This window comes from Streptomyces sp. NPDC059743 (genome assembly GCF_042732975.1).
Taxonomy (GTDB): domain Bacteria; phylum Actinomycetota; class Actinomycetes; order Streptomycetales; family Streptomycetaceae; genus Streptomyces.
On record NZ_JBHWGS010000004.1, the window covers coordinates 24,324 to 48,384 of the forward strand.

The window sequence follows — 24,061 nt, forward strand, 5'->3', positions numbered from 1 at the left end:
GGGCTCCTGGTCTGTACGGGTATGTGGTGGGCGCGGGTGCATGGATCACCGGGTTCGTCCGGTGGCCGATTCGTCCTCAATCGCCGGACGGGCTTGATGTGGTCCACGGGCTGAACCCCGAGCGAGGGGGTGCCCGGCGCCGGGGTCACCGGTTCCGTCCTCAATCGCCGGACGGGCTGGATATGCGGCCCGGCACCGGACATGCGGCGGGAGGGGGACGGGGTCGGAGGAGGTGCGTGTCCGGACACTAAAGCGTGATTTGTGGCGCCAGGCCGCGTGATGCTTCGTACGCCTCAGGGCGCCGTAAATCATGCCGTCCGGACATGTGCCTCCGGAGGCCCCGGCCCCCGCACCCACCACCGGCCCCGCGCCGCAGGCGCACCCCGGCGCCGCCCGGCAAAACCCAGCCCGTCCGGCGATTGAGGACAGCCCACTACGCCGCCTCCAGCCGCGCTACGCCCACTATCAGGTCCGCTCCGCCGAATTCCGGGTCTTCCAGCGGCGTGCCGTCGTCGACGGCGAAGAGGAGGCGGTCCTCGCCCTGGCGGTGTGCCGTGCCGACCGGTGGGCTCGCGGCGTGGATGGCCAGCAGTGCGACCAGATACGGCAGTTCCGGATCGCGGCGGCGGGCCTCCGCCAGGAGGCCGGACAGGCGGCGTGGCGCGTCGTGTTCCAGGTCGAGCAGCTCCTTCGCGCTCGCGAGCTGCTCCTCGCTGAAGCGGCTGTCGTCCGGCGTCGCGATCAGATCGGGCTCGGGCATCTCCGCGCCCAGATGCTCGCGTTCCACCGGAGGCGTCAGCAGCAGGTCGATCAGATCTCCGACCCGGACGGCCGTGGGCGTCCGCAGCCCGGTGCCACGGGCGAAGAACGCGTCCGTCACGCGCGTGGCCCGCTCGACCGGCAGCGGCAGCAGCGGCGCGACGAGCTGTCCGTAGAGGTCCAGGCCGGTATGGGCCGTGGGCCGGGCGAAGGCCTGTCTGTCCTGCTCCGCGCGGAACAGCGGGCCCGCCTCCAGCAGCCGGGACTGGAGCTGGGTGTGCCGGCGGATGCAGTCCTTGACGATGTCGACCAGCTCGGCGGCGCGCCGCTTGTGCTCCGCCGTTCTGGGATCGGCGCCGGTCTCGGCCTCGTCGCGCGCTTTGCGGATATTGGTCAGGATCGCGTTCTCGTGGCGGTAGCGGTCGGCGACATGGTCGAGCGCCTCGTCGATCATGTCGGGAACGGAGTTGAGCCAGTCGACGGCCCGTACATTGCGGCGCGTCGCCTCCAGCGTCCTGCGCAGCGTCTCCGCGTACTGCACGGTGCGGTAGCGCGCCTGCTCGGCGGCGAGCTGGGCGTCGGCGAGCCGACCGCGGTTGATCAGCACCTCCAGCTTGACCTCGGCGGCGATCTGCGCGCTGGTGACATCCGTGTCGAGCGCGCCGACCAGGACATTGACCGCTTCGTCCGTCGTACGGAGATAAACGCTGCCGCCGTGTCCCGGGACCTCCTCGATGAGCTTGAAGTCGTAATCCCTGCGGGTGTAGACGCCGTCGGTGCCGAAGGTGCCGTACACCGCGCGGAAGCCGCGGTCCACGCTGCCGACGTTGATCAGATTCTCCAGCACCCAGCGGGCGACCCGCTCGTGCTCGGCGGCCGGGCGGCCCGGTGCCTGGGCGGCGACGCGCGGCAGCAGCCGGCCCACTATCTGCTCGTGGTCCGCGCCGGTGTCGAAGTCCATGTTCAGCGTGACGAGATCGATGGCGGCGAGGGCGACCTCCGCCATTCCGTAGACGGCGTACTCCCCGGCGAGATTGGCCTTGCGGGTGTCCAGGTCGTGCAGCGGCGCGGTGCACGCGAGCGCGCGCAGCCGACGCGCCAGCCCTTCGTCGGCGGCCGGGCCCTGCGCGAGCCGCGGCCCCGCGCTGAGCTGGGCCGGAACGGAGTCCGTCGAGGCAGGCGAAGTCACGGTGCACAGATTAGGTCCTCGCACTGACATCGGTCGAAACAGTGCGGAAGCGACCGCCGCGCAACCGGCCGCAAGAGGCGCCACAGGAGCGCCGCTACTGCGCCGCCAGGCCGCCGCTAAGGCGCCGTTTCGTCCGCCACGGCTCCCGCGTACACCTCCACGAGCCGCTCGCGGGAGTCGTCCAGATACTCCGCGAGCATCCGCTCCGTCCCGTCCTGGTCGCCCGACTTGAGCGACTCCAGAAGCTGCCGGTTCCGCAGGAGATACGGCTCGTGCAGTCCGCGCGGATCGTCCACCACATGGAAGGCGAGCCGCAGTTCGGCCAGGACTCCGCGCATCAGTTCGTCGGTGCGCGCGCTGCCCGCCAGCGCGACCAGCTCCCGGTGGAAGTGGATGTTCGCCGTCGAGACGCCCTTCCAGATCCCTTCCTCGGCGGCCCGCTCGCCCTGGGAGACCGCCTTCTCCAGTCCGCCCACCGGGAACGGCGGCCCGTCGAGCCCTCGTACGACGGCGCATTCGATCAGCCGGCGGGTGCGGTAGATGTCCTCGACGTCCTCGACCGCGAGCACCCGTACGAAGACTCCGCGGTTGAGTTCATGGACGAGCAGCCGCTCGTGCGTGAGCAGCCGGAACGCCTCGCGCAGCGTGTTGCGCGAGACGGCGAGCGCCTTGCCGATGGTCTCCTCCGAAAGGCGCTCGCCCGGCTGGAAGTATCCCTCCGCGATACGGGTGCGCAGGATGTCCGCGACCCGCTCCGCCGTACTGGTACGGCCCAGCAGCGGTCGGTCGTCCGCCAGTTCGCCGAGTTCGGCCCCGCTCGTCGTCCCCACAGCAGCCTCTCCCTGATGTCCGTTCGCGTACAGGACTCATCGTAGAAGCAAGAACGAAACAACAAAACTCTTGTCGGATCGTTGAACGATCCTCTACCGTCAAATCAGCTCACGGTCCCAGCACACTCACCCTCCTGCGAGGTGCAGATGAGCACGGCCCAAGCACGTCCGACCAAGGACGAACTCCCCGAGAACACCGGCGCCTTAGCCTGGCTGCGGGCCCTGGGGCCGCAAGGGCGCCGCGCGTTCGCGGGCGCGTTCGGCGGCTACGGCCTCGACTCCTACGACTTCTTCACCCTGCCGCTGAGCATGGTGGCGATCGCCGCCTACTTCAGTCTCGACAGCGGCCAGACCGGACTTCTCACCACCGTCACCCTGGTCGTCTCCGCCGTGGGCGGAGCGATCGCCGGAGTGCTCGCCGACCGCATCGGCCGGGTACGGGCCCTGATGATCACCGTCATCACCTACGCGGTCTTCACGGTGCTCTGCGGATTCGCGCCCAACTACGAGACTCTGCTGGTCTTCCGCGCCCTCCAGGGCCTCGGCTTCGGCGGCGAGTGGGCCGTCGGCGCGATCTTGGTCGCGGAGTACGCCTCCGGCAGACACCGCGGCCGTACGCTCGGCGCCGTCCAGAGCGCCTGGGCGGCCGGCTGGGCGCTCGCCGTCATCGTCTACACACTGGTGTTCCAGTTCCTCGACGCGGACACCGCCTGGCGCGTGATGTTCTGGACGGGCGCGCTGCCCGCCCTGCTGATCGTGTACGTACGACGGAACGTCAGCGACGCGCCGACGGCGGCCGAACAGCGCAGGACCAGCACGGAGAAGGGCTCGTTCACCGCCATCTTCCGCGGCGACCTGCTCCGTACGACGTTCTTCGCGACGCTGCTGTCCACGGGCGTCCAGGGCGGTTACTACACGCTCGCCACCTGGGTCCCGACCTATCTCAAGTCGGACCGGGGCCTGACCGTCATCGGTACCGGCGGCTATCTCACCTTCCTGATCACCGGGGCCTTCACCGGCTATCTGACCGGTGGCTATCTCACCGACCGGCTCGGCAGGAAGAAGAATGTCGCGATCTTCGCGGTGCTCTCCGCTCTCGCGATCCTCACCTATGTCAATATCCCGGACACGGCCGACTGGCTGCTGCTCCTTCTCGGATTCCCGCTCGGCTTCTGCATGTCGGCCATTTTCAGCGGCTTCGGCTCGTTCCTCAGTGAGCTGTATCCGACGGCGGTACGCGGTACGGGCCAGGGATTCACGTACAACACCGGCCGTGCCGTCGGCGCGGTCTTCCCCACGCTGGTGGGCTTTCTGGCCACGAGCTGGGGAGTCGGCGGCGCGCTGGTCTTCGGCGCCGTCGGTTACGGTCTCGCGGTACTCGCGCTGCTCGGGCTGCCCGAGACACGTGGCCGCGAACTGCTCTGACCCGATCCGATCGGAAGGTGACTCCATGACCTGGGCGTCCATCGATCTCAACGCCGACCTCGGCGAAGGCTTCGGCCGCTGGCGGCTGACGGAGGACGAGCAACTGCTGTCCGTCGTCACCAGCGCCAATGTGGCCTGCGGCTTCCACGCCGGGGACGCGGTCACCATGCGGCGGGTCTGCGACTGGGCCGCCGAGCGCGGAGTACGGATCGGCGCCCAGGTCTCGTACCGCGATCTGGCCGGCTTCGGCCGGCGGTCCATGGATGTGCCGCCGGACGAGCTGGCCGCCGAGATCGCCTATCAGATCGGCGCGCTGGAGGTGTTCGCGAGGGCGGCGGGCGCCCGGGTCGCCTATGTCAAACCGCATGGCGCGCTCTACAACCGGGTGGTGCGCGACGAGGAGCAGGCCGAGGCCGTCGTGGAGGGCGTCCTGCTGACCGGCGAGCGGCTGCCGCTGCTCGGACTGCCGGGCTCCCGGCTGCATCAGCACGCGGAGAAGGCCGGACTGCCCGTCGTCACCGAGGCGTTCGCCGACCGCGCGTACACGCCGGAGGGCACGCTGGTGCCGCGCGGTGAGGACGGCGCGGTGATCACGGATCCGGCGGCCGTGGTGGAACGGTCCGTCTCCATGGCACGGTTCGGTGTGCTGACCTCCCGGTGCGGGCAGTCCGTCGCCGTCCGTGCCCGCTCGCTCTGTGTGCACGGCGACACACCGGGCGCCGTCGATCTCGCCCGTCGCGTCCGCGGTCAACTGGAGGCCGCGGGCGTGCGGGTGGAGGCCTTCGTATGAGGACGCTGCCGGTCGGCGACCGGGCGCTGCTGGTCGAGCTGGCCGACGGCGAGGAGACCGCCGCGCTCCACGCCGAGCTGCTGCGCCGCCGCGCCGAGGGCACTCTGCCGCCGGTCGGGGAGATCGTGCCCGCCGCGCGGACCGTACTGCTGGACGGTCTTGACGATCCGGCCGGTTTCGCCGCGGGCCTGGCCGGCTGGGAGATCGCGCCGGCGCGCGCCGGTGTGACGGACACCGTCGAACTGCCCGTCCGTTACGACGGTCCCGATCTGGCCGAGGTCGCGGCGCTGTGGGGAGTGCGTGAGGAGGAGGTCGTACGGATCCACTCGACGGCCGAATTCCGTGTCGCCTTCTGCGGGTTCGCGCCCGGCTTCGGCTATCTGACCGGGCTCGGCGAGCGGTATGCCGTACCGCGCAGAGCCACTCCGCGTACGGCGGTGCCCGCAGGCTCTGTCGCGCTCGCGGGCCCGTACACCGGTGTGTATCCGCGCGCCTCCCCGGGAGGCTGGCAGCTCATCGGAACGACGGATGCCGTCCTGTGGGATCCGGCGCGCGCGCCCGCCGCGCTGCTCACGCCCGGCGCACGGGTACGGTTCACGCCGGTGGACGAGCACAACGAAGACGTAGGCAACGTAGGCGACGAAGACAACGAAGGCGCGGCCCGATGACGGACCGGGCCTTCGCGGTCGTCCGTGCTGGCGCGCTGACCACGGTGCAGGACTCCGGACGGTACGGACATGCCCATCTGGGCGTGCCGCGCTCCGGCGCCCTCGATCTGCCCGCGCTGCGGCTGGTCAACCGGCTGGTGGGCAATCCTGCGGGCGCGGCGGCGCTGGAGACGACGCTCGACGGCTGTGCGGTACGGCCGCGCTGTCCGGTGGTCGTGGCGGTGACGGGCGCGCCGTGCGCCGTGTCCGTCGACGGACGGCCCGTGGCCTGGGGCGCGGCCGTACGGGTCCCGGCGGGCGCGGTCCTCGACATCGGTCCCGCGGTCCGCGGTGTCCGCGCCTATGTGGCCTTCGGCGGCGGGATCGCGGTGGAGCCGGTGCTCGGCAGCCGCTCCACGGATCTGCTGTCGGGCCTCGGCCCGGCGCCGCTGCGCGACGGCGAGGTCATTCCGCTGGGCCCTTCGACGGGCCGGCCCGGGGCGGTGGACTGGACGCCGGTGCCCGCTCCGCCTGCCGAACTGGTGCTGCGGATACGGCTCGGCCCGCGCGACGGCTGGTTCACCGCGGCGGCGCTGCGCACTCTGGTCACCCGTGTCTACCACGTCTCGTCCGCGAGCAACCGCATCGGGCTGCGCACGGAGGGCCCGCCGCTGGAGCGTGCCGTACGGGACGAACTGCCCAGCGAGGGCGTGGTGACGGGAGCGGTGCAGGTGCCTCCGGACGGCCGTCCCGTGGTGTTCCTGTCCGACCATCCGACCACCGGCGGTTATCCGGTGGCCGCGGTGGTCATGGAACGGGATCTCCCGGCGGCGGCCCAGGCGGCGCCAGGCACACCCGTACGGTTCGTGCCGAGCGCTCCGCGCGCCGCGCGGCCAGGACAGTTCTCCGCCGTCCTCACACGCCATGGGCAAACCAGCGGTGGACGCGGTCAGGGCGCCGTGCCGTAACCACCGCCGCCCGGCGTGCGCATGACCAGCACATCGCCCGGGCCCAGCTCCGCCGAGTCGACGCCTCGCAGCGGTGTGACCGTACCGTCCGCGCGCTCCACCGCGTTGCGGCCGAGCGCTCCCGGCCGCCCGCCCGCCATGCCGTACGGCGGGACCTTACGGTGCCCGGTCAGCAGCGTCACCGTCATCGGCTCCAGGAAGCGGATGCGCCGCACCACACCGTCGCCGCCGTGCCACCGCCCGGCGCCGCCGCTGCCGTCCCGTACGGCGAAGGCGTCGACGCGGACCGGAAAGCGCCACTCCAGCACCTCGGGATCGGTGAGCCGGGAGTTGGTCATATGGGTCTGGACGGCATCGGCGCCGTCGAAGCCGTCACCCGCGCCGGAGCCGCTGGCCACCGTCTCGTAGTACTGCACCCGGTCATTGCCGAAGGTGAGGTTGTTCATGGTGCCCGAGCCCTCGGCCTGGACCTGGAGCGCCGCGTAGAGCGCGCCGGTGACCGCCTGCGAGGTCTCCACATTGCCCGCGACGGTCGCCGCCGGATAGACGGGCGCCAGCATCGAGCCTTCCGGTACGCGGACCTCCAGCGGTTCCAGACAGCCGCTGTTGAGCGGGATGTCGTCGGCCACGAGCGTCCTGAAGACATAGAGCACGGCGGCCATCACCACCGACTTCGGTGCGTTGAAGTTGCCCGGGAGCTGCGCCGAGCTGCCGGTGAAGTCCAGCACCGCGCCGCGCGCCGCCCGGTCGACCTTCAGCGCCACCTCGATCACCGCGCCGCCGTCGGTCGTGTAGCGGTACGAGCCGTCGTGCAGCCCGGCGACGATCCGGCGTACGGACTCCTCCGCGTTGCGCCGTACGTGTCCCATATAGGCCTGTACGACCTCGATCGAGAACTGGTCGACCATACGGGCGAGTTCGGCGATGCCCTTCTCGTTCGCCGCGATCTGGGCGCGCAGATCGGCGAGATTGGTGTCGGGATCGCGGGAGGGATGGCGCGCGGTGGTGAGCAGCCGCCTGGTCTCCGCCTCACGGAAGCAGCCGTCCCTGACGAGCAGCCAGTTGTCGAAGAGCACGCCCTCTTCGTGCACGGTCCTGCTGAAGGCGGGCATGGAGCCCGGAGTGATACCGCCGATCTCGGCGTGGTGGCCGCGCGAGGCCACCAGGAACCGCACCTGCGCGCCGACCTCGTCGAAGACCGGAGTCACGACCGTCACATCGGGCAGATGCGTGCCGCCGTGGTACGGATCGTTGATGGCGTACACATCGCCGGGCCGCAGCGTGCCCTCGTTGCGCCGCAGCACCTCCTTGATGGACTCGCCCATGGATCCCAGATGGACCGGGATGTGCGGCGCGTTGGCGATCAGATTGCCCTCGGCGTCGAAGAGCGCGCAGGAGAAGTCGAGCCGCTCCTTGATGTTGACGGAGTGGGCCGTGTTCTCCAGCCGTACGCCCATCTGCTCGGCGATCGCCATGAAGAGGTTGTTGAACACCTCAAGCAGCACCGGATCGACGTCCGTACCGACCGCGACGCGCGAGGGACGCGGCCGTACGCGCGTGAGCAGCAGATGGCCCAGTTCGCCCGCGCGCGCCTGCCAGCCCGGTTCGACCACGGTCGTGGCGTCGGACTCGGCGATCACGGCGGGCCCGGTCACGGTGTCGGCGGAACGCAGCTCCTCGCGGCGGTACAGCGGAGTGTCGTGGAGACGGCCTTCGCTGAACATCCTTACGGAGGCGTACGGTTCCGCCTCGCCGGACCGGCTCTCCGAGGGCCGGGGCGCGTACGAAAGATGCGCGCCCGAGGTGCCCACGGCCTCGACCGAGACCGCCTCCACCACCAGCGGCTTGTCCATGGTGAAGGCGTAGCGCGCACGGTGCTCGCCCTCGAAGGCCGCCGTCATGGCCGGGACGCTGTCCAGGGCGACCGGCAGACTGGCGTCCGTACCGGCGTACCGCAGCAGCACACGTGCGCGCGTGCTGATCGCGGAGTCCGGTACGGAGTCGGCGCGCAGCTCGGCGCGGGTGCGCCCGGCCAGGGAGTCGCACAGCTCACGCACCCGGCGCAGGGCCCGCTCGGTCAGCTCGGCCTCGACGGACTGCTCGCGCATGGCGGTGGCGTCGGCGAGCCCGATGCCGTACGCGGAGAGGACTCCGGCGAGCGGCGGCACGATCACCGTGTCGACTCCAAGGGCGTCGGCGACCGCGCACGCGTGCTGTCCGCCGGCGCCGCCGAAGCTGGTGAGCGCGTAGCGGGTGATGTCGTGTCCGCGCTGTACGGAGATCTTCTTGACGGCGTTCGCCATATTGAGCACGGCGATCTCCAGATAGCCGGCCGCGACCTCCTCGGGAGTGCGGCTGACGCCGGTGGCCTTCCGTACCTCCTCGGCGCGTTCCTCGAAGCGCCGCCGTACCACCTCGGCGTCCAGCGGCCGGTCGCCGTCCGGGCCGAACACCGCCGGGAAGTGGGCGGGCTGGACGCGGCCGAGCATCACATTGGCGTCGGTCACCGTGAGCGGGCCGCCGCGCCGGTAGCAGGCCGGGCCCGGCACGGCGCCCGCCGAGTCGGGGCCGACGCGATAGCGCTGACCGTCGAAGTGGAGGACGGAGCCGCCGCCCGCCGCGACGGTGTGGATGTTCATCATCGGAGCGCGCATCCGGACACCGGCCACCTGGGTGCCGAGCTCCCGCTCGAACTCGCCCGCGTAGTGCGAGACATCGGTGGAGGTGCCGCCCATGTCGAAGCCGATGACCCGGTCGAAGCCGGCCTGCCGCGCCGTACGGGCCATACCGACGACTCCGCCGGCCGGTCCCGAGAGCACGGCGTCCTTGCCGCGGAAGTGGGCCGCCTCCCGCAGCCCGCCGTTGGACTGCATGAACATCAGCCGGACACCGCGCAGTTCCTGGGCGACCTCGTCGACATAGCGGCGCAGGATCGGCGAGAGATAGGCGTCCACGACGGTGGTGTCGCCGCGCGGCACCAGCTTGATCAGCGGACTGACCTCGTGCGAACAGCTCACCTGGGTGAATCCGGCCGCGCGGGCGGCCTCGGCGACGGCACTCTCGTGCGCGGAGTGGCGGTAGCCGTGCATCAGGACGACGGCGGCGCTGCGGAAGCCGTCCCGGTGGGCCGCGCGCAGCCGCTCGGTGACGGTGTCCAGTTCGAGCGGCCGTACGGTCACGCCGTGCGCGTCGATCCGCTCCGGAACCTCGATGACACGCTCGTACACCGCTTCGGGCAGCACGATCCTGCGGTCGAAGAGCCGTGGCCGGTTCTGGTACGCGATCCGCAGGGCGTCGCGGAAGCCCTCGGTGATGAGGAGGACGGTCGGCTCACCACGTCTCTCAAGGAGCGCGTTCGTGGCGACGGTCGTCCCCATCTTCACGACGGCGATCCGGTCGGCCGGGACCGGATCGTACGGACCGAGCCCGAGCAGCAGCCGGACACCGGCGACCGCCGCGTCCCGGTACCGCTCGGGATGGTGCGAGAGCAGCTTCCTGGTGACCAGCTCTCCGTCGGGGCGCCTGCCCACCACATCGGTGAAGGTGCCGCCCCGGTCGATCCAGAATTCCCAGCGCCCGGTCATTCCCCCATTCTCGCGCGGGGAGCGCCCGGGGAGAGGGTGGCGAGCGCGCGGGAGAGCGCCTGTTCGGCATGGACGTCGAGACGGGCGCTGGTGCCGCGGGCCCAGTGCCGTAGCTCGTCCCCCGCGAGTCGCAGCAGCTCGGGCAGGAGGTCCTGGCAGCGGCGCGCCACCCAGGCCGCTCCCTTGGTCGCCAGCCACCGCATCACGGCGGCGCGGCTGGGCGAGGGCTGATCGGCCGTCAGGGAGGGCGGCGGGCCGATGGCCAGCCCCCGGGCGGCGAGCGGCGCGTGGAAACGCGCGGCGATCATTCGGTGGCCGCGCTCGCCGGGATGCAGCCGGTCGGCACTCCACAGGGACCGGTCGTTGACCCAGGCGGCGTCGGCCATGTGCAGATGGACGGTGTCGTACCGCGCGGCCAGGGCGTGTACGACGGCGTTGAGCGCGCGCTGCCGCCGGGCGAGCGGCCGGGCGAGCGGCAGAGGCAGCCCGAGCATGGTCCCCGGATCCGGCAGACAGGTGGTCAGCAGGACGGCCCCGCGCGCGGCGAGGGCGGCGCAGACGCGGTCGAGACGCTGGGCGATGTCCTGGATGTCGAAGGCGCAGCGGAGCGTGTCGTTGACGCCGACGACGACGGACGCGATGTCGGGCCCGAAGTCGAGGACGGCCGGGACCTGCTGCTCGTCGACATCGCGGGTCAGCGCGCCGCTGACGGCGAAGTTGTGGAACCGTACGCCGCTCTCGCCCTCGGCACCGGCGGGCCGGGCGGGCCCGAGGGCCCCGCCGAGCAGCGCGGCCCAGCCCCGCCATCCGCCGTCCACGGGATCACCGATCCCGGCGGTCAGCGAGTCCCCGAGCGCGGCGAACCGCAACGCCCGCACGGACGCGACGACGCCCTCCTTACGGAGGCCGACGCCGCCGTGCGCTTCGGGCCCGGGCGTGGCCACGGCCGGTGTCCCGACGCCGGGAGCCTCCCGCGTTTCCGACGGTGCCGCCTGGACCGCCGAGGCACCGTCAACAGCACCGCCGCCGCGGGCCCCCGGCGAGCCGTCCTTCGTGGCGAGGACCGCGGCACCGGCAGGGCCGGGCTCCACCGGGGATTGCCCGGGGAGCACCGGTCCTGCGAGCGTCTCGTCGGCGAGCACCGGACCCGTGCCGACGGCGCCGACAGGGCCGAGGGTCTGCGCGGCGGTCGGGAGCGGCCGGGCCGGTGCCGTCGACGCGACGGCACCGGGCTTCGTCGGCGTCTCACCGACGGACGTCTGCGTGGCCGCCTCCGCCGGGGCCATGGGCTGTTCTCCTCCTCGTACGACGATGCGCGGCACCGTGTCCGAGTCCTCGCCGGTGCGTTCTCCGCCCGGCAGCGACTCCGCGATGTCCGCGCCCGTGGTCATCTCTGCGCTCCGTCCGGCCGGCGGATCTGCGAGGGCACCTTGTTCAGCAGCGGGGCATCGTGCGCGGCCAGGAATCCGGCCACCGCGTTGTCCCAGCTGAAGAGCTCCGCGCGGGCGCGGGCCGCGGCGCGGCGGTCCTCCTCCGGGCGCGTCAGCAGCTCCTGGATCGCGTCGGCGAAGGACACGGCGCTGTCCACGGCGGCCACTCCCGCGTCCCCGATCACCTCGGGCAGCGCCGACGACGCGCTCGGGACGACCGGTGTGCCGCAGGCGAGCGCCTCCAGGGCCGACAGTCCGAAGGTCTCGGCCGGTCCCGGCGCCAGACAGATGTCCGCGGCTGCCTGGAGATCGGCCATCTCCTCGCGGTTGGCCACATGGCCGAGGAAGAGCGCGGGCAGCCGCTGGGCCCGGGCCCTGCGGACCAGTCCGGCCCGCAGCGGGCCCTCGCCCGCGACGACCAGCACGGCCCGTACGCCTCGGTCCCGCAGCTCGGCGAGCGCGTCCAGCGCGGCGCCCGGCCGCTTCTCCACCGAGAGCCGGGAGCCGAGCACCAGCAGCACATCCGCGCCGCGCGCGTAGCGGGCGCGCAGGGCCTCGCTGCGCCGCTCCGGCCTGCACCGGGTCAGATCGACGCCGAGCGGCGCGCGCACCACATTGCGGGCGCCGATACGCAGGAACTCGCGCTCCGCCCACTCGGTGGTGCACACGATCCGCGAGTACGCCCACGCGCTGCGCGTGTTGAGCCGGTCCGCGGTCCGTCCGGCCGCGACGCCGGGTACGCCCCAGGTGCGCAGCACTCCGTCCGCCGTCTCGTGGGAGACCATCACCGAGGGAACGCGATGGCGCCGCGCCCACTCGCCCGTCCACCGCAGCGTGGTCCGGTCGGAGACTTCGAGCCGGTCGGGCCCGAGCGATTCGAGCACCTGCCGCAGCCGCTTCCGGGCGGTCAGCACCCGGTAGCCGCCGGTGCCGGGGATGACGGGACCCGGCAGGGTGATCACCCGTCCCTGCACGGTGTCCTCGTCGGACTCCCGCTCGCCCGGCACGATGAGCACTGGCTCGTGCCCGGCCGCGAGATAGCCGCTGCCGAGCTCCTGGAGCGCGGTACGCAGCCCGCCCGAGGCCGGGGTCACGAAGTTCGCCAGCCGTACGATGCGCAAGCCGCTCACGCGACCACCGCCGTGCGCGCGCCGAGCACCTCGTCGTAGTGGCCCAGAAGCTGGTCGCCGACGACGGCCCAGGTCCTGCCCTCCACGGTGGTGCGCGCCGCCTGCCCGTACGCCTCACGGAGCGCGGGAGCATGGGCGAGGTCCCGTACGGCCTCGGTGACGGCGTCGGCGTCGTGCGGCTTCACCAGCGTGCCGGTGTATCCGTGGGCGACGAGGTCGAGCGGTCCGCCCGCGGCGGGCGCGATCACCGGTACGCCGCTGGCCATGGCCTCCTGCACGGTCTGACAGAAGGTCTCGTACGGTCCGGTGTGCGCGAACACGTCGAACGAGGCGAACGTACGCGCGAGCGCGTCGCCGGTCGTACGGCCCAGGAAGACCGCGCCGGGCAGCGCGCTCCGGAGCGTGGTCTCGCTGGGACCGTCGCCGACGATCACCACCCGCACGCCCGGCAGCTCGCAGACGCCCGCGAGGAGTTCGACATGCTTCTCGGGCGCCAGCCGGCCGACATATCCGACGATCAGCTCGCCGTTGGGCGCGAGCCGACGGCGCAGTTCCTCGTCACGCAACTCGGGCCGGAACCGTACGGTGTCCACGCCGCGCGGCCAGAGCCGTACCCGCGGAATGTTGTGCTCGGCGAGGTCGCGTACGGCCGCGCTGGACGGTGCCAGGGTGCGGTCGGCCGCGGTGTGGACGGTACGGATCCGGCGCCAGGCCGCCGCCTCGCCCGCGCCCACATAGGTACGGGCGTAGCCGGCGAGATCGGTCTGGTACACGGCGACGGCGGGGACTCCGAGCCGTGAGGCGGCCGTCATGCCGCGCACGCCGAGCACGAACGGTCCCGCCAGATGGACCAGCTCGGCGCGGTGCGCGGCGATGGTCGCCGCGACGCGCCGGCTGGGCAGCGCCACCCGTACCTGGGGATAGCCGGGCAGCGGTACGGAGGGCACGCGTACCACGGGGCACGGTGCGTCGATCTCGGCATCACCGGCGACTGCCGGAGCGATGACGAGCGGGTCATGGCCGCGCACGGCGAGGTGCCGGGCGGTCTGGAGGGCGCAGTGGGCTACGCCGTTGACATCCGGTGGGAAGGACTCGGTAACTATGACGACACGCATATTCGTGTTGTCGTCCTACCGAGCGTGTCCCTGCCAACGTGGATCTTTCCGCGTGGGGAACGTCCCGTGAGCATTGGACGCGGGTCGCCTGCGGCGGGCGGGCGTGATGCACGGAGGGTGTGCGCGCGCTCACGGATCGGTACCCGCGTCCCGGTGGGCGGTGCGGTGCGCGCCTGCGGCGCGGTGCCGCCTCCCGGCGGGGGGCCGGTGCGGTGGTGGGTGCGGGGTGCGCCCCCCAGCGGGGGCCGCCGTGCGGCGGGGGCTTTTACGCGCCTGCGGCGCGGGGCCGGGTGCGTGGTGGGTGCGGGTGCCGGGGCCTCCGGAGGTACATGTCCGGACGGCATGATTTACGCCGCGTGCGGACCGGTTGTCTGGTGCGGGTTTCGTGTGCGGCACAAATCACGCTTTAGTGTCCGGACACGCACCTCCTCCGACCCCGACCCCCTCCCGCCCGGACCCCGGCTTCCCGTCCGGTCCGGGCACCCACCAAGCCCGTCCGGCGATTGAGGACGGAACGGCCAGCCCGGACGGGTCCGGGTTGCAGAGACGTTCTGGCTGCACACGGCCGCCGGCGAGTGAGCCGAAGGGCGCGCCGCTGTCGAAAGGGAGAGCGCGCGGAGGCCCCGAGGTACGAGGGGTCGAGCACGGTCGACCGTCGACAGTGGCAGAAAGCGCCCGGAGGCGAACCGAGCCCTCAATCAAAAGGCCAGTCGGCTGCGGACCGCCGTTTGGACTTCCGCCTCCTCCGCCGGGTCCGCCGCCAGCCTCCGTAGCCGTTCCGCCACCCGTACGTCCCCGGTCTCCGCGTGCAGCGCGGCGACCTCTCGGGTGGTCTCCTCGCAGTCCCAGAGGCATTCGACGGCGAAACCGGTCGCGTAGGAGGGATCGGTCGCGGCGAGCGCGCGTGCCGTTCGGCCGCGCAGGTGTGAGGAGGTGGTCTCGCGGTAGACATGGCGCAGTACGGGAGCCGCGCAGACAATGCCGAGGCGGCCGGTGCCGTCGACGAGTGTCCACAGTCCTGGTGCGTCGGGCCCGTCGGCCCGTACGGTCTCGCGCAGCGCGCCCAGCACCAGTTGGGTGTCGCGCGTGCCGCCGCGCCCGGCGAGCACACCGGCGGCGGACGCGCCGAGGGCGTCGGGCCGGTGCACCCAGCCGCGGGCCCGGTCGACGGCCTCCTCGCCGCACATCCGCTCGAAGGCGGAGACCGCGGCGTCGGCGACGGTACGGTCCGCGCCGACCGCCGCTTCGATCAGATCGAGGACGACGGGATCGGCCGCCTCGGCGAGATAGTGGAGCGCCGCGCATCGGGCGCCGTCGGGTCCGCCACGGGCGGCCTCGATGATCATCGGGCGGTCCTCGGGCCCGGCGACCGCGCTCAGACAGCGTGCGGCGGGCACATGGAGCACCGAGCCGCGCTCCAGGGCCTGCTGGGCCCAGTCGAAGACGGCCTGTACGCTCCAGCCGGGCCGTGGGCCGCTCGGCCGGAGCTGGCGCTGCCAGCGGTCGAAGGAGCCCTGTTCACCGGCGGCCCTGATGCGGGCGCCGATCTCCCGCCGCGGATCGTCGGCCCAGAGCCGCCACGGCCGGGGCTCGAAGGCGTCGCGTACGGCGGTCGCCAGTTCGGTGTCGCCCTCGGGAGTGGCCGGGAATCTGGCGAGGACCGGCAGCGCCAGCGAGCGCAGACCGGTGTCGTCGTCGCGCAGGGCCAGCTCGTCCAGGGCCCAGGCCCAGTTCGAGCCGGTCGCCGCGTAGCGCCGGAGCAGTTCCAGGGCGTCGCGCCTGCCGTACGAGGCGAGATGGCCGAGCACGGCGAGCGCGAGCCCGGTCCGTGACTCCTCGGTGTCGAAGTGGTCCTCGGCCAGGAAGAGATGGTGCTCGATGGCGTCGAGACCGCCGTGGAGATCCAGATACAGGCGCGCGTAGTACAGCGACCGGTTCTCGACCTGCCAGTCGTGCCGGGGGTCGTTCAGTACGCAGTGGTTGAGGGCGGCGAGCGCCTCCGCGCGGGGCGCCGCGAGCGCGTGCAGCGTGCCGTCGCCGCGGCCCCTCTGCAACAGGCCGAGCAGAGTGCCGCTCGGCGCTATGACTGGATCGAACATGGGAAAAGCCTCACATCAAGCTGTTGACGCAACCGGGGTGTGATGCGGCGCCGCAACCGGCGCCGACCCTCTGGGCCTAGGCCGTGTTTCAGAAGTCCCGTCTGCCCCGCGACGCCCGGCACGCACGCTCGCCGCGTTGTCGGAGTCGCCCGAGTACGTCCAGTACGCGAGCGATCCTCCGCCTTGCGATCGCACGCACCGGACGCCGCGGGGCCCGCCCTGGGGGCGGACGACGTTACTTCTGAAACACGGCCTAGGCCGTGCGACAACATGTTCGGCCGCCCGTCGTCTCCCGCTCAACGCAGACCATCTTTCCTGCCTCTCGTCGGTGGCCCACTGCGGGCCCGACGTCATGATGACCCAGCCATTTCGCCACCGCGACCACATTTACGACGTCTCTCACCTGGCGCCGAACAGCTCCAGAAGGTCCGTCTTCCCAAACATTCGCGCGGTATCCACGGCGGACGGGCTCCCTTCCCTCGGATCCGCGCCGCCCGCGAGCAGCGTCCTGATGACCTCGTCCTCGCCCTTGAAGACCGCGCCCGCGAGCGGCGTCTGGCCGCGGTCGTTGGGCCGGCTCGCGTCGGCGCCGCGCTCCAGCAGGGCCGCCACCGCCGGCGCGTGGCCGTGGTAGGCGGCGAGCATCAGCAGGGAGTCGCCTCGGTCGTTGGTGAGATTCGCGGGCACACCGGCGTCGACATACGCGGCGAGCGCCTCGGCCTCGCCGCGCCGGGCCAGGTCGAAGATCCTCGTGGCCAGCTCCACCACCTCGGGATCCGGGGTTTCGCTCATCGGTGGACCACCTTTCACGTCGTTGACCTGGTACGTACAGCTCGTTGACGCCATACGAGTGAACCGACAGGGTACTGGCCCCCGGCGCCCGCCGCAGACGGGACGTACGGCGTCCCGGCCGGGCGGCGGCACCTCATGGACCAGTGCAGTGAAATACCTGACATTTCACTCATTTGCACCTTTTGTCGCATAGATACTTGCGGTGATTCTGGAAGAACTCATGGTGACTGTCCCCTCTCCCAGGAGAACCCTCATGATTCTTTCCATGTCGGGCGTCGTGCTGCTCGGAATCATCGTCTTCCTTTTCTTCCGGAAGGACGGACTCAAGGCCTCGCACGCGATGGTCTGCTCACTGTTCGGCTTCTATCTCGCGGGCACCGCCATCGCCCCGAGCATCACCGCCGGCGGCGCCAGCCTCGCCGGCCTTCTGGGCGGGATCAAATTCTGACTCCCGCCCATCCTCTTTCCGCATCCAACAGGAGACAGACGTGGCCCGGCGACCACTCCCCCGCATTCTGAGCAGCGGCAGCGACCGGATCGCGCGCGGGCGCGAGATGGCCCGTACAGCCGCCGACGGCGCCACCGACGTGCTCCATCCGCTGATCACGATCACCCGTGGTCTGCGGTTGCTGGCCGCCGCAGGGCGCCAGAAGTGGGCCGGTACGCCCAAGGACCGGCGCGGTCCCGCGCTGTTCCTGGTCGCGGCCTGTGTCCTGGTGACCGCGCTCATCCCGTACGGGCCGATGCTGGCCCTGATCACGGTGATGGCCGTGGCCGCCTGGAAGGGACGCGACCGAACGCCGCCGGCGCGGACCGGGCCCGACGAAGCGGAGGCGAAACGACTCCAGTCCCTCTACGAGGCACTGGTGCCGTATCTCTCCGTTCCCGAGGACCCGAGTCCGCTCTTCGCCCATGGCGGCGACTGGAGCACGGCGTTCGTCGAGCACGCGTTCGACGGCGAGGGACGGATCATCCGGCTCCAGCTCGCCTATCCTCCGTACTTCACCGACGGCGAGCCCGACGCGCGGGCCCGGATCGAGCAGTTGCTGTACGCCAAGTCCGGGCGCGGCCGGGAGTATCACTTCGACTGGCAGGAAGAGGCCAACCAGCTGGTGATGACCGTCCTGCCCGCTCTCTCCACCGCCATCGCCGCCCAGCGTTTCATCACCGCTCCCGGCGAGACCGTCCTCGGCTTCACCGACGACGGAGCGGTGCCGCGCACCGTGCCGGTCCTCGCGCGCGACGGAAGGCGGGACGCGCCTCCGGTGCTCTGGCGGACCGGACCGCGCTCGACGGAGCCCCATCTGCTGGTCGCGGGGACACCGGGCAGCGGCGCCACGACTCTGCTGCGCTCCATCGCCCTCCAGGCCCTCGCGCACGGGGACGTACTGATCGTGGAGGGCAGCGGCACCGGCGAGTTCGGCGCTCTGACCGGACGCACCGGTGTGCTCGCCGTGGAGTGCGGACTGGCCGGCGCGCTCTCCAGCCTCGAATGGGCGGCGAACGAGACGGAGCGGCGGCTGATCGCCGCCAACAACGCCCGCCAGTCGGGCCGACCCGTGCCCGAGGACGCCAGAAGGCCACTGTGGATCCTGGTGGACCGGCCGAGCGTCTTCGGGCATCTCGCGGCGGCCGACGGACGGCGCGATCCGCAGGAGCTGCTCCATGTACCGCTGCGGCACGGCAGGACCGTCCATATCACCGTGGTGGTGGCCGATCAGCTCGACGGTCTGGACGCGCTCGACGAGACCGTACGGAGCCACACGCGCGCCCGGGTGATCCTCGGGCCGGTCGCGGCGCCGCAGGTGGAAGCGGTACTCGAGGCGCCGCCGCACACCACGCCCACGCCGGACGTCCCACCCGGCAGAGGCTATGCGCGGCTCGGTGCGGGCCCGGTGCTCAGGCTCCAGGTCCCGGCGACGCCGGACCCGTACGACGACGGCACGAGCGACGCCCACCGCCGTGCCGTCCTGGAACTCCTGCCGGAGCCTCTCGCGCGGGAGCGGGTGCCCGAGCAGGAGCAGATGCCGCACCGTACGGTCGAGTCACCGCAGGCGTCAGGGCCGATCGGCCGTCAGGTGCCGGCCGAGGGCTGAGGGCGAGGGCTGAGGGCCCTTCGTCTCCTCTCCGTTCCGTTACGCGACAAAGGTGCGCGGCGCGTCCGTTCCCGTGCTCGCGCCCGTCTCCACCAGCCGCGCCGCCGCCGCCAGCCGGGCCGCCGCCTCGACGGCGACCGGGCCGCCCACGGTGAACGGAAGCCGTACGTATCCCTCGAACGCGCCGTCGACCCCGAAGCGCGGCCCCGACGGCACCCGTACACCGACGCGTTCGCCCACCTCGGCCAGCCGCGAGCCGGAGAGTCCGCCCGTACGCACCCACAAGGTCAGCCCGCCGCGCGGCACCTCGAACTCCCAGCCGGGCAGCTGCTCGCGTACCGCCGCCACCAGCGCGTCCCGGTTCTCGCGCGCCTGGACCCGGCGCAGGGCGACCGCGTTCTCCCAGCCTCCGGTCCGCATCAGCCAGTTGATGGCGAGTTGCTCCAGCACCGGAGTGCCGAGATCGGCGTACGCGCGTGCCGCGACCAGCGACCGGATCACATCCGGCGCCGCACGCACCCAGCCGATCCGCATCCCCGCCCAGAACGCCTTGCTGGCCGAGCCGACCGTGAGAACCGTGCTGCCCGCCGGATCGAAGGCACAGACCGGCCTCGGCATATCGACATCCGCGTCGAGATACAGCTCCGACATGGTCTCGTCCACGACCAGTACCGTGCCCGCCGAGCGTGCCGCGTCGACAAGCTGCCGCCGCTGGTGCTCGTCGGCCAGCGCGCCCGTCGGATTGTGGAAGTCGGCCACCACATAGGCGAGCCGAGGCGCGGCCTCCCGCAGCACCTGGCGCCAGCGCGGCAGATCCCAGCCGGTCAGCCCTTCCGCCATGGCGACCGGCACCAGCCGGGCGCCCGCCTCCCGCATCAGCTGGAGGATATTGGCGTACGAGGGCGACTCCACCGCGATCCGCTCGCCGCGGCCCGCGAAGAGATGGCAGATCGCGTCGATCGCGCCCATCGCGCCCGTGGTGACCATGATCTGTTCGGGCATGGTCGGGATGCCGCGCTCGGTGTACCGGTCGGCGAGCATCTGCCGCAACGCGGGCAGCCCGGCCGGATAGTCGCCATGGGTGTGCGCGTACGGCGGCAGCTCCTCCAGCGCGCCCTGTACGGCCCGGGTCAGCCAGGGCTCGGGAGCGGGCAGGGCGGCGGTGCCGAGATCGATCATCGAGCCCAGTGACTCCGGCGGCAGCGGTTCGAGTCCGCGCGCGGGCAGTGGATTGCCGGCCGGTACGGCGGTCCAGCTCCCGGCACCTCTGCGGGACTCCAGAAAGCCTTCGGCGCGCAGCGCCTCGTACGCGGCGGCCACGGTCGTACGGCTCACCGAGAGGGAGAGGGCGAGTTCGCGCTCCGCGGGCAGCCGCGCGGCGACGGGAACGCGCCCTTCGAGGACCAGCAGCCGGATGCCGTCGGCGAGGGCCCGGTAGGCCGGCGGTCTGCGGGTGCCGGGGCCCGCGGGCGTGGGCTGCTGGGTGGTGAGCTGCCGCGCGAGCTGAGCCGCGCCGACGGCCGAGGTCCACTGCGCCATGAAAATCAGTCCACCTTCCTTGAATTGGCCATGGATGGCATCGATCGGCCAGCCACAGAGTGACGCGTACCAGTCCACCATCGCATCAAGGGGCCGCGTCGTGTCCAATCTCCCTCGCCCTGCCCGGCGTCCCGCCCGGCGTCTCACCCGCAGGGTGACGCAGCTCTCCGTCGGTCTCGCGCTGTACGGAGCGAGCGCGGCGCTGCTGGTGCGCGGCGGGCTCGGGCTGGAGCCCTGGGGTGTGCTGCACCAAGGGCTCTCCGAGCTGACCGGACTGACCATGGGCGTCGTCTCGATCATCGTGGGCGCGGTCGTGCTGCTGCTCTGGATCCCGATCCGGCAGCGCCCGGGACCGGGCACGGTCGCCAATGTCTTCGCGGTCGGTATAGCGATGGACGCCACGCTCGCGCTCGTTCCCGACGGCCATGGCCTGACCACCCGTATACCGCTGCTGATCACCGGCATCGTCCTCAACGGAGTGGCCACCGGGCTCTACATAGCGGCCCGGTTCGGTCCCGGGCCGCGCGACGGTCTGATGACGGGCCTGCACCGGCTGACCGGCCGCTCGGTGCGGCTGGTCCGTACGGCGATCGAGGTCGCCGTCGTCGCCACCGGCTTCGTGCTCGGCGGCTCGGTGGGCATCGGCACGATCGCCTACGCCCTGGCCATCGGACCGCTCGCCCAGCTCTTCCTGCGCGTCTTCGCCATCCCGACGGCGGGCACCGGCAGTACGGCCGTCGCCGCCGGGACACCGGCGCGGGCCATACTGCGGCGGTGACTCGCGTACCCCACCCCTATCTCGACCGGCCGACTCCGATCCCGTTCGCCCATCGCGGCGGCGCGGCGGACGGTCTGGAGAACACCGCGGCGGCCTTCCGGCGCGCCGCCGGACTCGGCTACCGCCACTTCGAGACCGATGTGCACTCCACGGCGGACGGCCGGCTCGTCGCCTTCCACGACGCGACTCTGGACCGTGTGACCGACAGCCGCGGCCGGATCGTGGATCTGCCCTGGACGGAGGTGCGCCGGGCACGGGTGGCGGGCAGCGAGCCGCTGCCGCTCTTCGAGGAGCTGCTCGAAGAGTTTCCCGAGGCGCGCTGGAACGTGGACATCAAGGCCGCTCCCGCATTGGTCCCGCTGGTCGAGCTGATCCGCAGGACCGGGAGCTGGGACCGGGTGTGCGTCGGCTCGTTCTCCGAGGCCAGAGTGACCCGCGCGGCCCGGCTCGCGGGCCCGCGGCTGGCCACCTCGTACGGCGTACGCGGTGTGCTGGGCCTGCGGCTGCGCTCGTACGGAATCCCGGCCCCGGTCCGTCCCGGCGCCGTGTGCGCACAGGTTCCCGAGACACAGAGCGGTATCCGGGTGGTGGACGAGCGCTTCGTCCGTATGGCACACGCGCGCGGCCTTCAGGTCCATGTCTGGACGGTCAATGAACCGGATCGGATGGAGGCGCTGCTCGATCTCGGCGTGGATGGCATCATGACGGATCAACTGGAAGCGCTGCGCACGGTGTTGACCGCGCGAGGAGCCTGGCACTGACCGGGCGTGGCGTCGGCACGCAAGGCACGCAAGGCACGCAAGAAATGAGGACACCCGGGGTGACCGCTGAGACCGCCGTGGACCGGACCGACGGGACGGCGGACCGCAGACGCGAGCAACGCGGCTGGTACTTCTACGACTTCGCGTGCTCCGTCTACTCGACGAGTGTGCTGACGGTCTTCCTCGGCCCTTATCTCACCTCGGTGGCGAAGGCCGCGGCCGACGCCGACGGCTTCGTCCGGCCGCTGGGCATACCGGTGCGCGCGGGCTCGGTCTTCGCGTACGCGGTCTCCGTCTCGGTGGTGGTGGCGGTGCTGGTGATGCCGCTGGTGGGCGCGGTGGCCGACCGTACGGGACGCAAGAAGCCGCTGCTGGCCGCCGCCGCGTATCTGGGCGCGACCGCCACGGCGTGCATGTTCTTCCTGGACGGCGACCGCTATCTGCTGGGCGCGCTGCTGCTGATCGTGGCGAACGCCTCGATCTCGGTGTCGATGGTGCTCTACAACGCGTATCTGCCGCAGATCGCCGGGCCCGAGGAGCGCGACGCGGTCTCCTCGCGCGGCTGGGCGTTCGGCTACACCTCTGGCGCGCTGGTCCTGGTCCTCAATCTGGTGCTCTACACCGGCCATGAGTCCTTCGGTCTCTCCGAGTCGACAGCGGTACGGATCTGTCTGGCCTCCGCCGGAGTCTGGTGGGGCGCCTTCACGATCGTGCCGCTGCGCCGGCTGCGGGACCGGAAGATCGCGCGGGAGGGCGGCGGTTCCGCGGGCGAGGGCGCGGTGGGAGCGGGCTGGCGTCAACTGATGGCCACGCTGCGGGACATGCGGCGCCATCCGCTGACGCTCTCGTTCCTGCTCGCCTATCTCGTCTACAACGACGGTATCCAGACGGTGATCTCACAGGCCTCGATCTACGGCTCCGAGGAACTGGGCCTGGACCAGACGACGCTGATCACCGCCGTGCTGCTGGTGCAGATCCTGGCGGTCGGCGGTGCGCTCGGCATGGGCCGGATGGCCAGGGTGTACGGCGCCAAGCGCACGATCCTGGCCTCACTGGCCGTCTGGACGCTGATCCTCGCGGCCGGCTACTTCCTGCCCGCCGACGCACCGGTGGCGTTCTATCTGCTGGCCTCGGCGATCGGTCTGGTGCTGGGCGGCAGCCAGGCGCTGTCCCGTTCGCTCTTCTCCCATCTCGTACCGCACGGCAAGGAGGCCGAGTACTTCTCCGCGTACGAGATGAGCGACCGCGGGCTGAGCTGGCTGGGACCACTGGTGTTCGGGCTGGCGTATCAGCTCACGGGCAGCTACCGGGATGCGATCATCTCGCTGGTGGTCTTCTTCGTGCTCGGGTTCGGCCTGCTGGCGAGGGTCCCGGTCGGCCGGGCGATCATGGCCGCGGGAAATCCCGTACCGGAGCGGATTTAGACGTTGAAGTGAAAGGGCGGTAGTGTACGCGTTTGGCCTGCCAGGCGGACCGTTACTGCGTATGCGGGAATCGGAATCGCTGGGTGACATCTCCTGTTAGATGTGACAAACCGGGCGCTGGTGGGTACAACAAGGGCGGCACGACGGGCGACGCATGACTCGGAACGGGAATCTTTACCGCCGACCGGACGTTGACCGGATGACGACGACAGCGACACCTGTCCTGTGGGCGACAAGCCCGGGAGGCACGATTCATGAGTGAGCGAGCTCTCCGCGGCACGCGACTCGTGGTTACCAGCTACGAGACGGACCGCGGCATCGATCTGGCCCCGCGCCAGGCGGTGGAGTACGCATGCCAGAACGGCCATCGATTTGAGATGCCGTTCTCGGTAGAGGCGGAAATTCCGCCGGAGTGGGAGTGCAAGGCGTGCGGCGCCCAGGCACTCCTGGTGGACGGGGATGGTCCCGAAGAGAAGAAGGGCAAGCCTGCGCGTACGCACTGGGACATGCTCATGGAGCGGCGCACCCGCGAGGAGCTGGAGGAGGTGCTGGCCGAGAGGCTGGCCGTCCTGCGCTCCGGCGCCATGAACATCGCTGTGCACCCGCGGGACAGCCGGAAGTCCGCCTGACCGCGTAACCGATCGCATACGACAAGCGAGACAACAGCACAGAGCCGCGGGCCGCGTCACACCATGTGTGCCGCGG

At 71.5% G+C, this 24,061-nt stretch carries 19 protein-coding genes; 10 read left to right on the forward strand and 9 right to left on the reverse strand.

Going from position 1 to position 24,061, the window contains the following annotated elements; genetic code table 11:
• Positions 1 to 433: 433 nt before the first annotated feature.
• The gene (locus ACFV6H_RS08335) at positions 434 to 1,948 is read right to left on the reverse strand and encodes a hypothetical protein (RefSeq protein ID WP_385539840.1); all 1,515 of its coding nucleotides are present in this window, start codon (positions 1,946 to 1,948) and stop codon (positions 434 to 436) included.
• A gap of 116 nt (positions 1,949 to 2,064) precedes the next feature.
• On the reverse strand, positions 2,065 to 2,778 hold the full coding sequence (locus ACFV6H_RS08340; RefSeq protein WP_385539842.1) for a GntR family transcriptional regulator: 714 nt from the start codon (positions 2,776 to 2,778) through the stop codon (positions 2,065 to 2,067).
• Between the two features lie 147 nt (positions 2,779 to 2,925).
• On the opposite strand from ACFV6H_RS08340, the gene ACFV6H_RS08345 reads away from it, so the two are divergent.
• Genes ACFV6H_RS08345 through ACFV6H_RS08360 form a run of 4 tightly spaced genes read left to right on the forward strand, consistent with a single transcriptional unit; the run spans position 2,926 to position 6,608 of the window.
• Positions 2,926 to 4,203: an MFS transporter gene (locus ACFV6H_RS08345; RefSeq protein ID WP_385539844.1), complete on the forward strand. Its 1,278-nt coding sequence runs from the start codon at positions 2,926 to 2,928 to the stop codon at positions 4,201 to 4,203.
• A gap of 25 nt (positions 4,204 to 4,228) precedes the next feature.
• Positions 4,229 to 4,993 (forward strand): LamB/YcsF family protein, encoded by a 765-nt coding sequence (locus tag ACFV6H_RS08350; protein WP_385539846.1) that lies wholly within the window; start codon positions 4,229 to 4,231, stop codon positions 4,991 to 4,993.
• On the forward strand, positions 4,990 to 5,661 hold the full coding sequence (pxpB, locus tag ACFV6H_RS08355; protein ID WP_385539848.1) for a 5-oxoprolinase subunit PxpB: 672 nt from the start codon (positions 4,990 to 4,992) through the stop codon (positions 5,659 to 5,661). The genes ACFV6H_RS08350 and pxpB overlap by 4 nt, the downstream gene beginning before the upstream one ends.
• Positions 5,658 to 6,608, forward strand: coding sequence for a biotin-dependent carboxyltransferase family protein (locus tag ACFV6H_RS08360; protein ID WP_385539850.1), 951 nt, complete (start codon positions 5,658 to 5,660; stop codon positions 6,606 to 6,608). The genes pxpB and ACFV6H_RS08360 overlap by 4 nt, the downstream gene beginning before the upstream one ends.
• Here the strand turns inward: ACFV6H_RS08360 and ACFV6H_RS08365 are convergent.
• From ACFV6H_RS08365 to ACFV6H_RS08390, 6 genes are all read right to left on the reverse strand, one after another.
• Positions 6,590 to 10,192, reverse strand: coding sequence for a hydantoinase B/oxoprolinase family protein (locus ACFV6H_RS08365; RefSeq protein ID WP_385539852.1), 3,603 nt, complete (start codon positions 10,190 to 10,192; stop codon positions 6,590 to 6,592). The genes ACFV6H_RS08360 and ACFV6H_RS08365 overlap by 19 nt on opposite strands.
• Positions 10,189 to 11,070, reverse strand: coding sequence for an SGNH/GDSL hydrolase family protein (locus ACFV6H_RS08370; protein WP_093604865.1), 882 nt, complete (start codon positions 11,068 to 11,070; stop codon positions 10,189 to 10,191). Before ACFV6H_RS08370 ends, ACFV6H_RS08365 begins: the two co-directional genes overlap by 4 nt.
• 509 nt (positions 11,071 to 11,579) lie before the next feature.
• The gene (locus tag ACFV6H_RS08375; RefSeq protein ID WP_093602858.1) at positions 11,580 to 12,752 is read right to left on the reverse strand and encodes a glycosyltransferase; all 1,173 of its coding nucleotides are present in this window, start codon (positions 12,750 to 12,752) and stop codon (positions 11,580 to 11,582) included.
• Complete coding sequence (locus ACFV6H_RS08380; protein WP_384976334.1) at positions 12,749 to 13,867, reverse strand: glycosyltransferase family 4 protein; 1,119 nt, start codon at positions 13,865 to 13,867, stop codon at positions 12,749 to 12,751. The genes ACFV6H_RS08375 and ACFV6H_RS08380 overlap by 4 nt, the downstream gene beginning before the upstream one ends.
• Positions 13,868 to 14,565: 698 nt before the next feature.
• Positions 14,566 to 15,966: a hypothetical protein gene (locus ACFV6H_RS08385; protein WP_093602862.1), complete on the reverse strand. Its 1,401-nt coding sequence runs from the start codon at positions 15,964 to 15,966 to the stop codon at positions 14,566 to 14,568.
• Positions 15,967 to 16,365: 399 nt separating this feature from the next.
• Entirely contained in the window at positions 16,366 to 16,758 is a 393-nt protein-coding gene (locus ACFV6H_RS08390; RefSeq protein WP_384777000.1) for an ankyrin repeat domain-containing protein, read from the reverse strand.
• A 253-nt stretch (positions 16,759 to 17,011) separates the two neighbouring features.
• On the opposite strand from ACFV6H_RS08390, the gene ACFV6H_RS08395 reads away from it, so the two are divergent.
• Together ACFV6H_RS08395 and ACFV6H_RS08400 are read left to right on the forward strand one after the other, a co-directional pair.
• The gene (locus tag ACFV6H_RS08395) at positions 17,012 to 17,206 is read left to right on the forward strand and encodes a hypothetical protein (protein WP_066952367.1); all 195 of its coding nucleotides are present in this window, start codon (positions 17,012 to 17,014) and stop codon (positions 17,204 to 17,206) included.
• Between the two features lie 40 nt (positions 17,207 to 17,246).
• Entirely contained in the window at positions 17,247 to 18,854 is a 1,608-nt protein-coding gene (locus tag ACFV6H_RS08400) for a hypothetical protein (RefSeq protein WP_385539856.1), read from the forward strand.
• Positions 18,855 to 18,893: 39 nt separating this feature from the next.
• On the opposite strand, the gene ACFV6H_RS08405 is transcribed toward ACFV6H_RS08400, so the two are convergent.
• Positions 18,894 to 20,393 carry a PLP-dependent aminotransferase family protein gene (locus tag ACFV6H_RS08405; protein ID WP_385539858.1) on the reverse strand — a complete coding sequence of 500 codons (1,500 nt, stop codon included), beginning with the start codon at positions 20,391 to 20,393 and terminating at the stop codon, positions 18,894 to 18,896.
• Between the two features lie 34 nt (positions 20,394 to 20,427).
• Here ACFV6H_RS08405 and ACFV6H_RS08410 point away from each other — a divergent pair, with 34 nt between their 5' ends.
• The 4 genes from ACFV6H_RS08410 to ACFV6H_RS08425 all read left to right on the forward strand — a co-directional run bounded on the left by ACFV6H_RS08410 (position 20,428) and on the right by ACFV6H_RS08425 (position 23,985).
• Complete coding sequence (locus tag ACFV6H_RS08410; protein ID WP_385539860.1) at positions 20,428 to 21,171, forward strand: YitT family protein; 744 nt, start codon at positions 20,428 to 20,430, stop codon at positions 21,169 to 21,171.
• Positions 21,168 to 21,932 (forward strand): glycerophosphodiester phosphodiesterase, encoded by a 765-nt coding sequence (locus ACFV6H_RS08415; RefSeq protein ID WP_385539862.1) that lies wholly within the window; start codon positions 21,168 to 21,170, stop codon positions 21,930 to 21,932. The genes ACFV6H_RS08410 and ACFV6H_RS08415 overlap by 4 nt, the downstream gene beginning before the upstream one ends.
• Positions 21,933 to 21,976: 44 nt before the next feature.
• Positions 21,977 to 23,356, forward strand: coding sequence for an MFS transporter (locus ACFV6H_RS08420; protein ID WP_385539864.1), 1,380 nt, complete (start codon positions 21,977 to 21,979; stop codon positions 23,354 to 23,356).
• Between the two features lie 254 nt (positions 23,357 to 23,610).
• Positions 23,611 to 23,985: an RNA polymerase-binding protein RbpA gene (locus ACFV6H_RS08425; protein WP_003959706.1), complete on the forward strand. Its 375-nt coding sequence runs from the start codon at positions 23,611 to 23,613 to the stop codon at positions 23,983 to 23,985.
• The last annotated feature ends 76 nt before the right edge of the window (positions 23,986 to 24,061 follow it).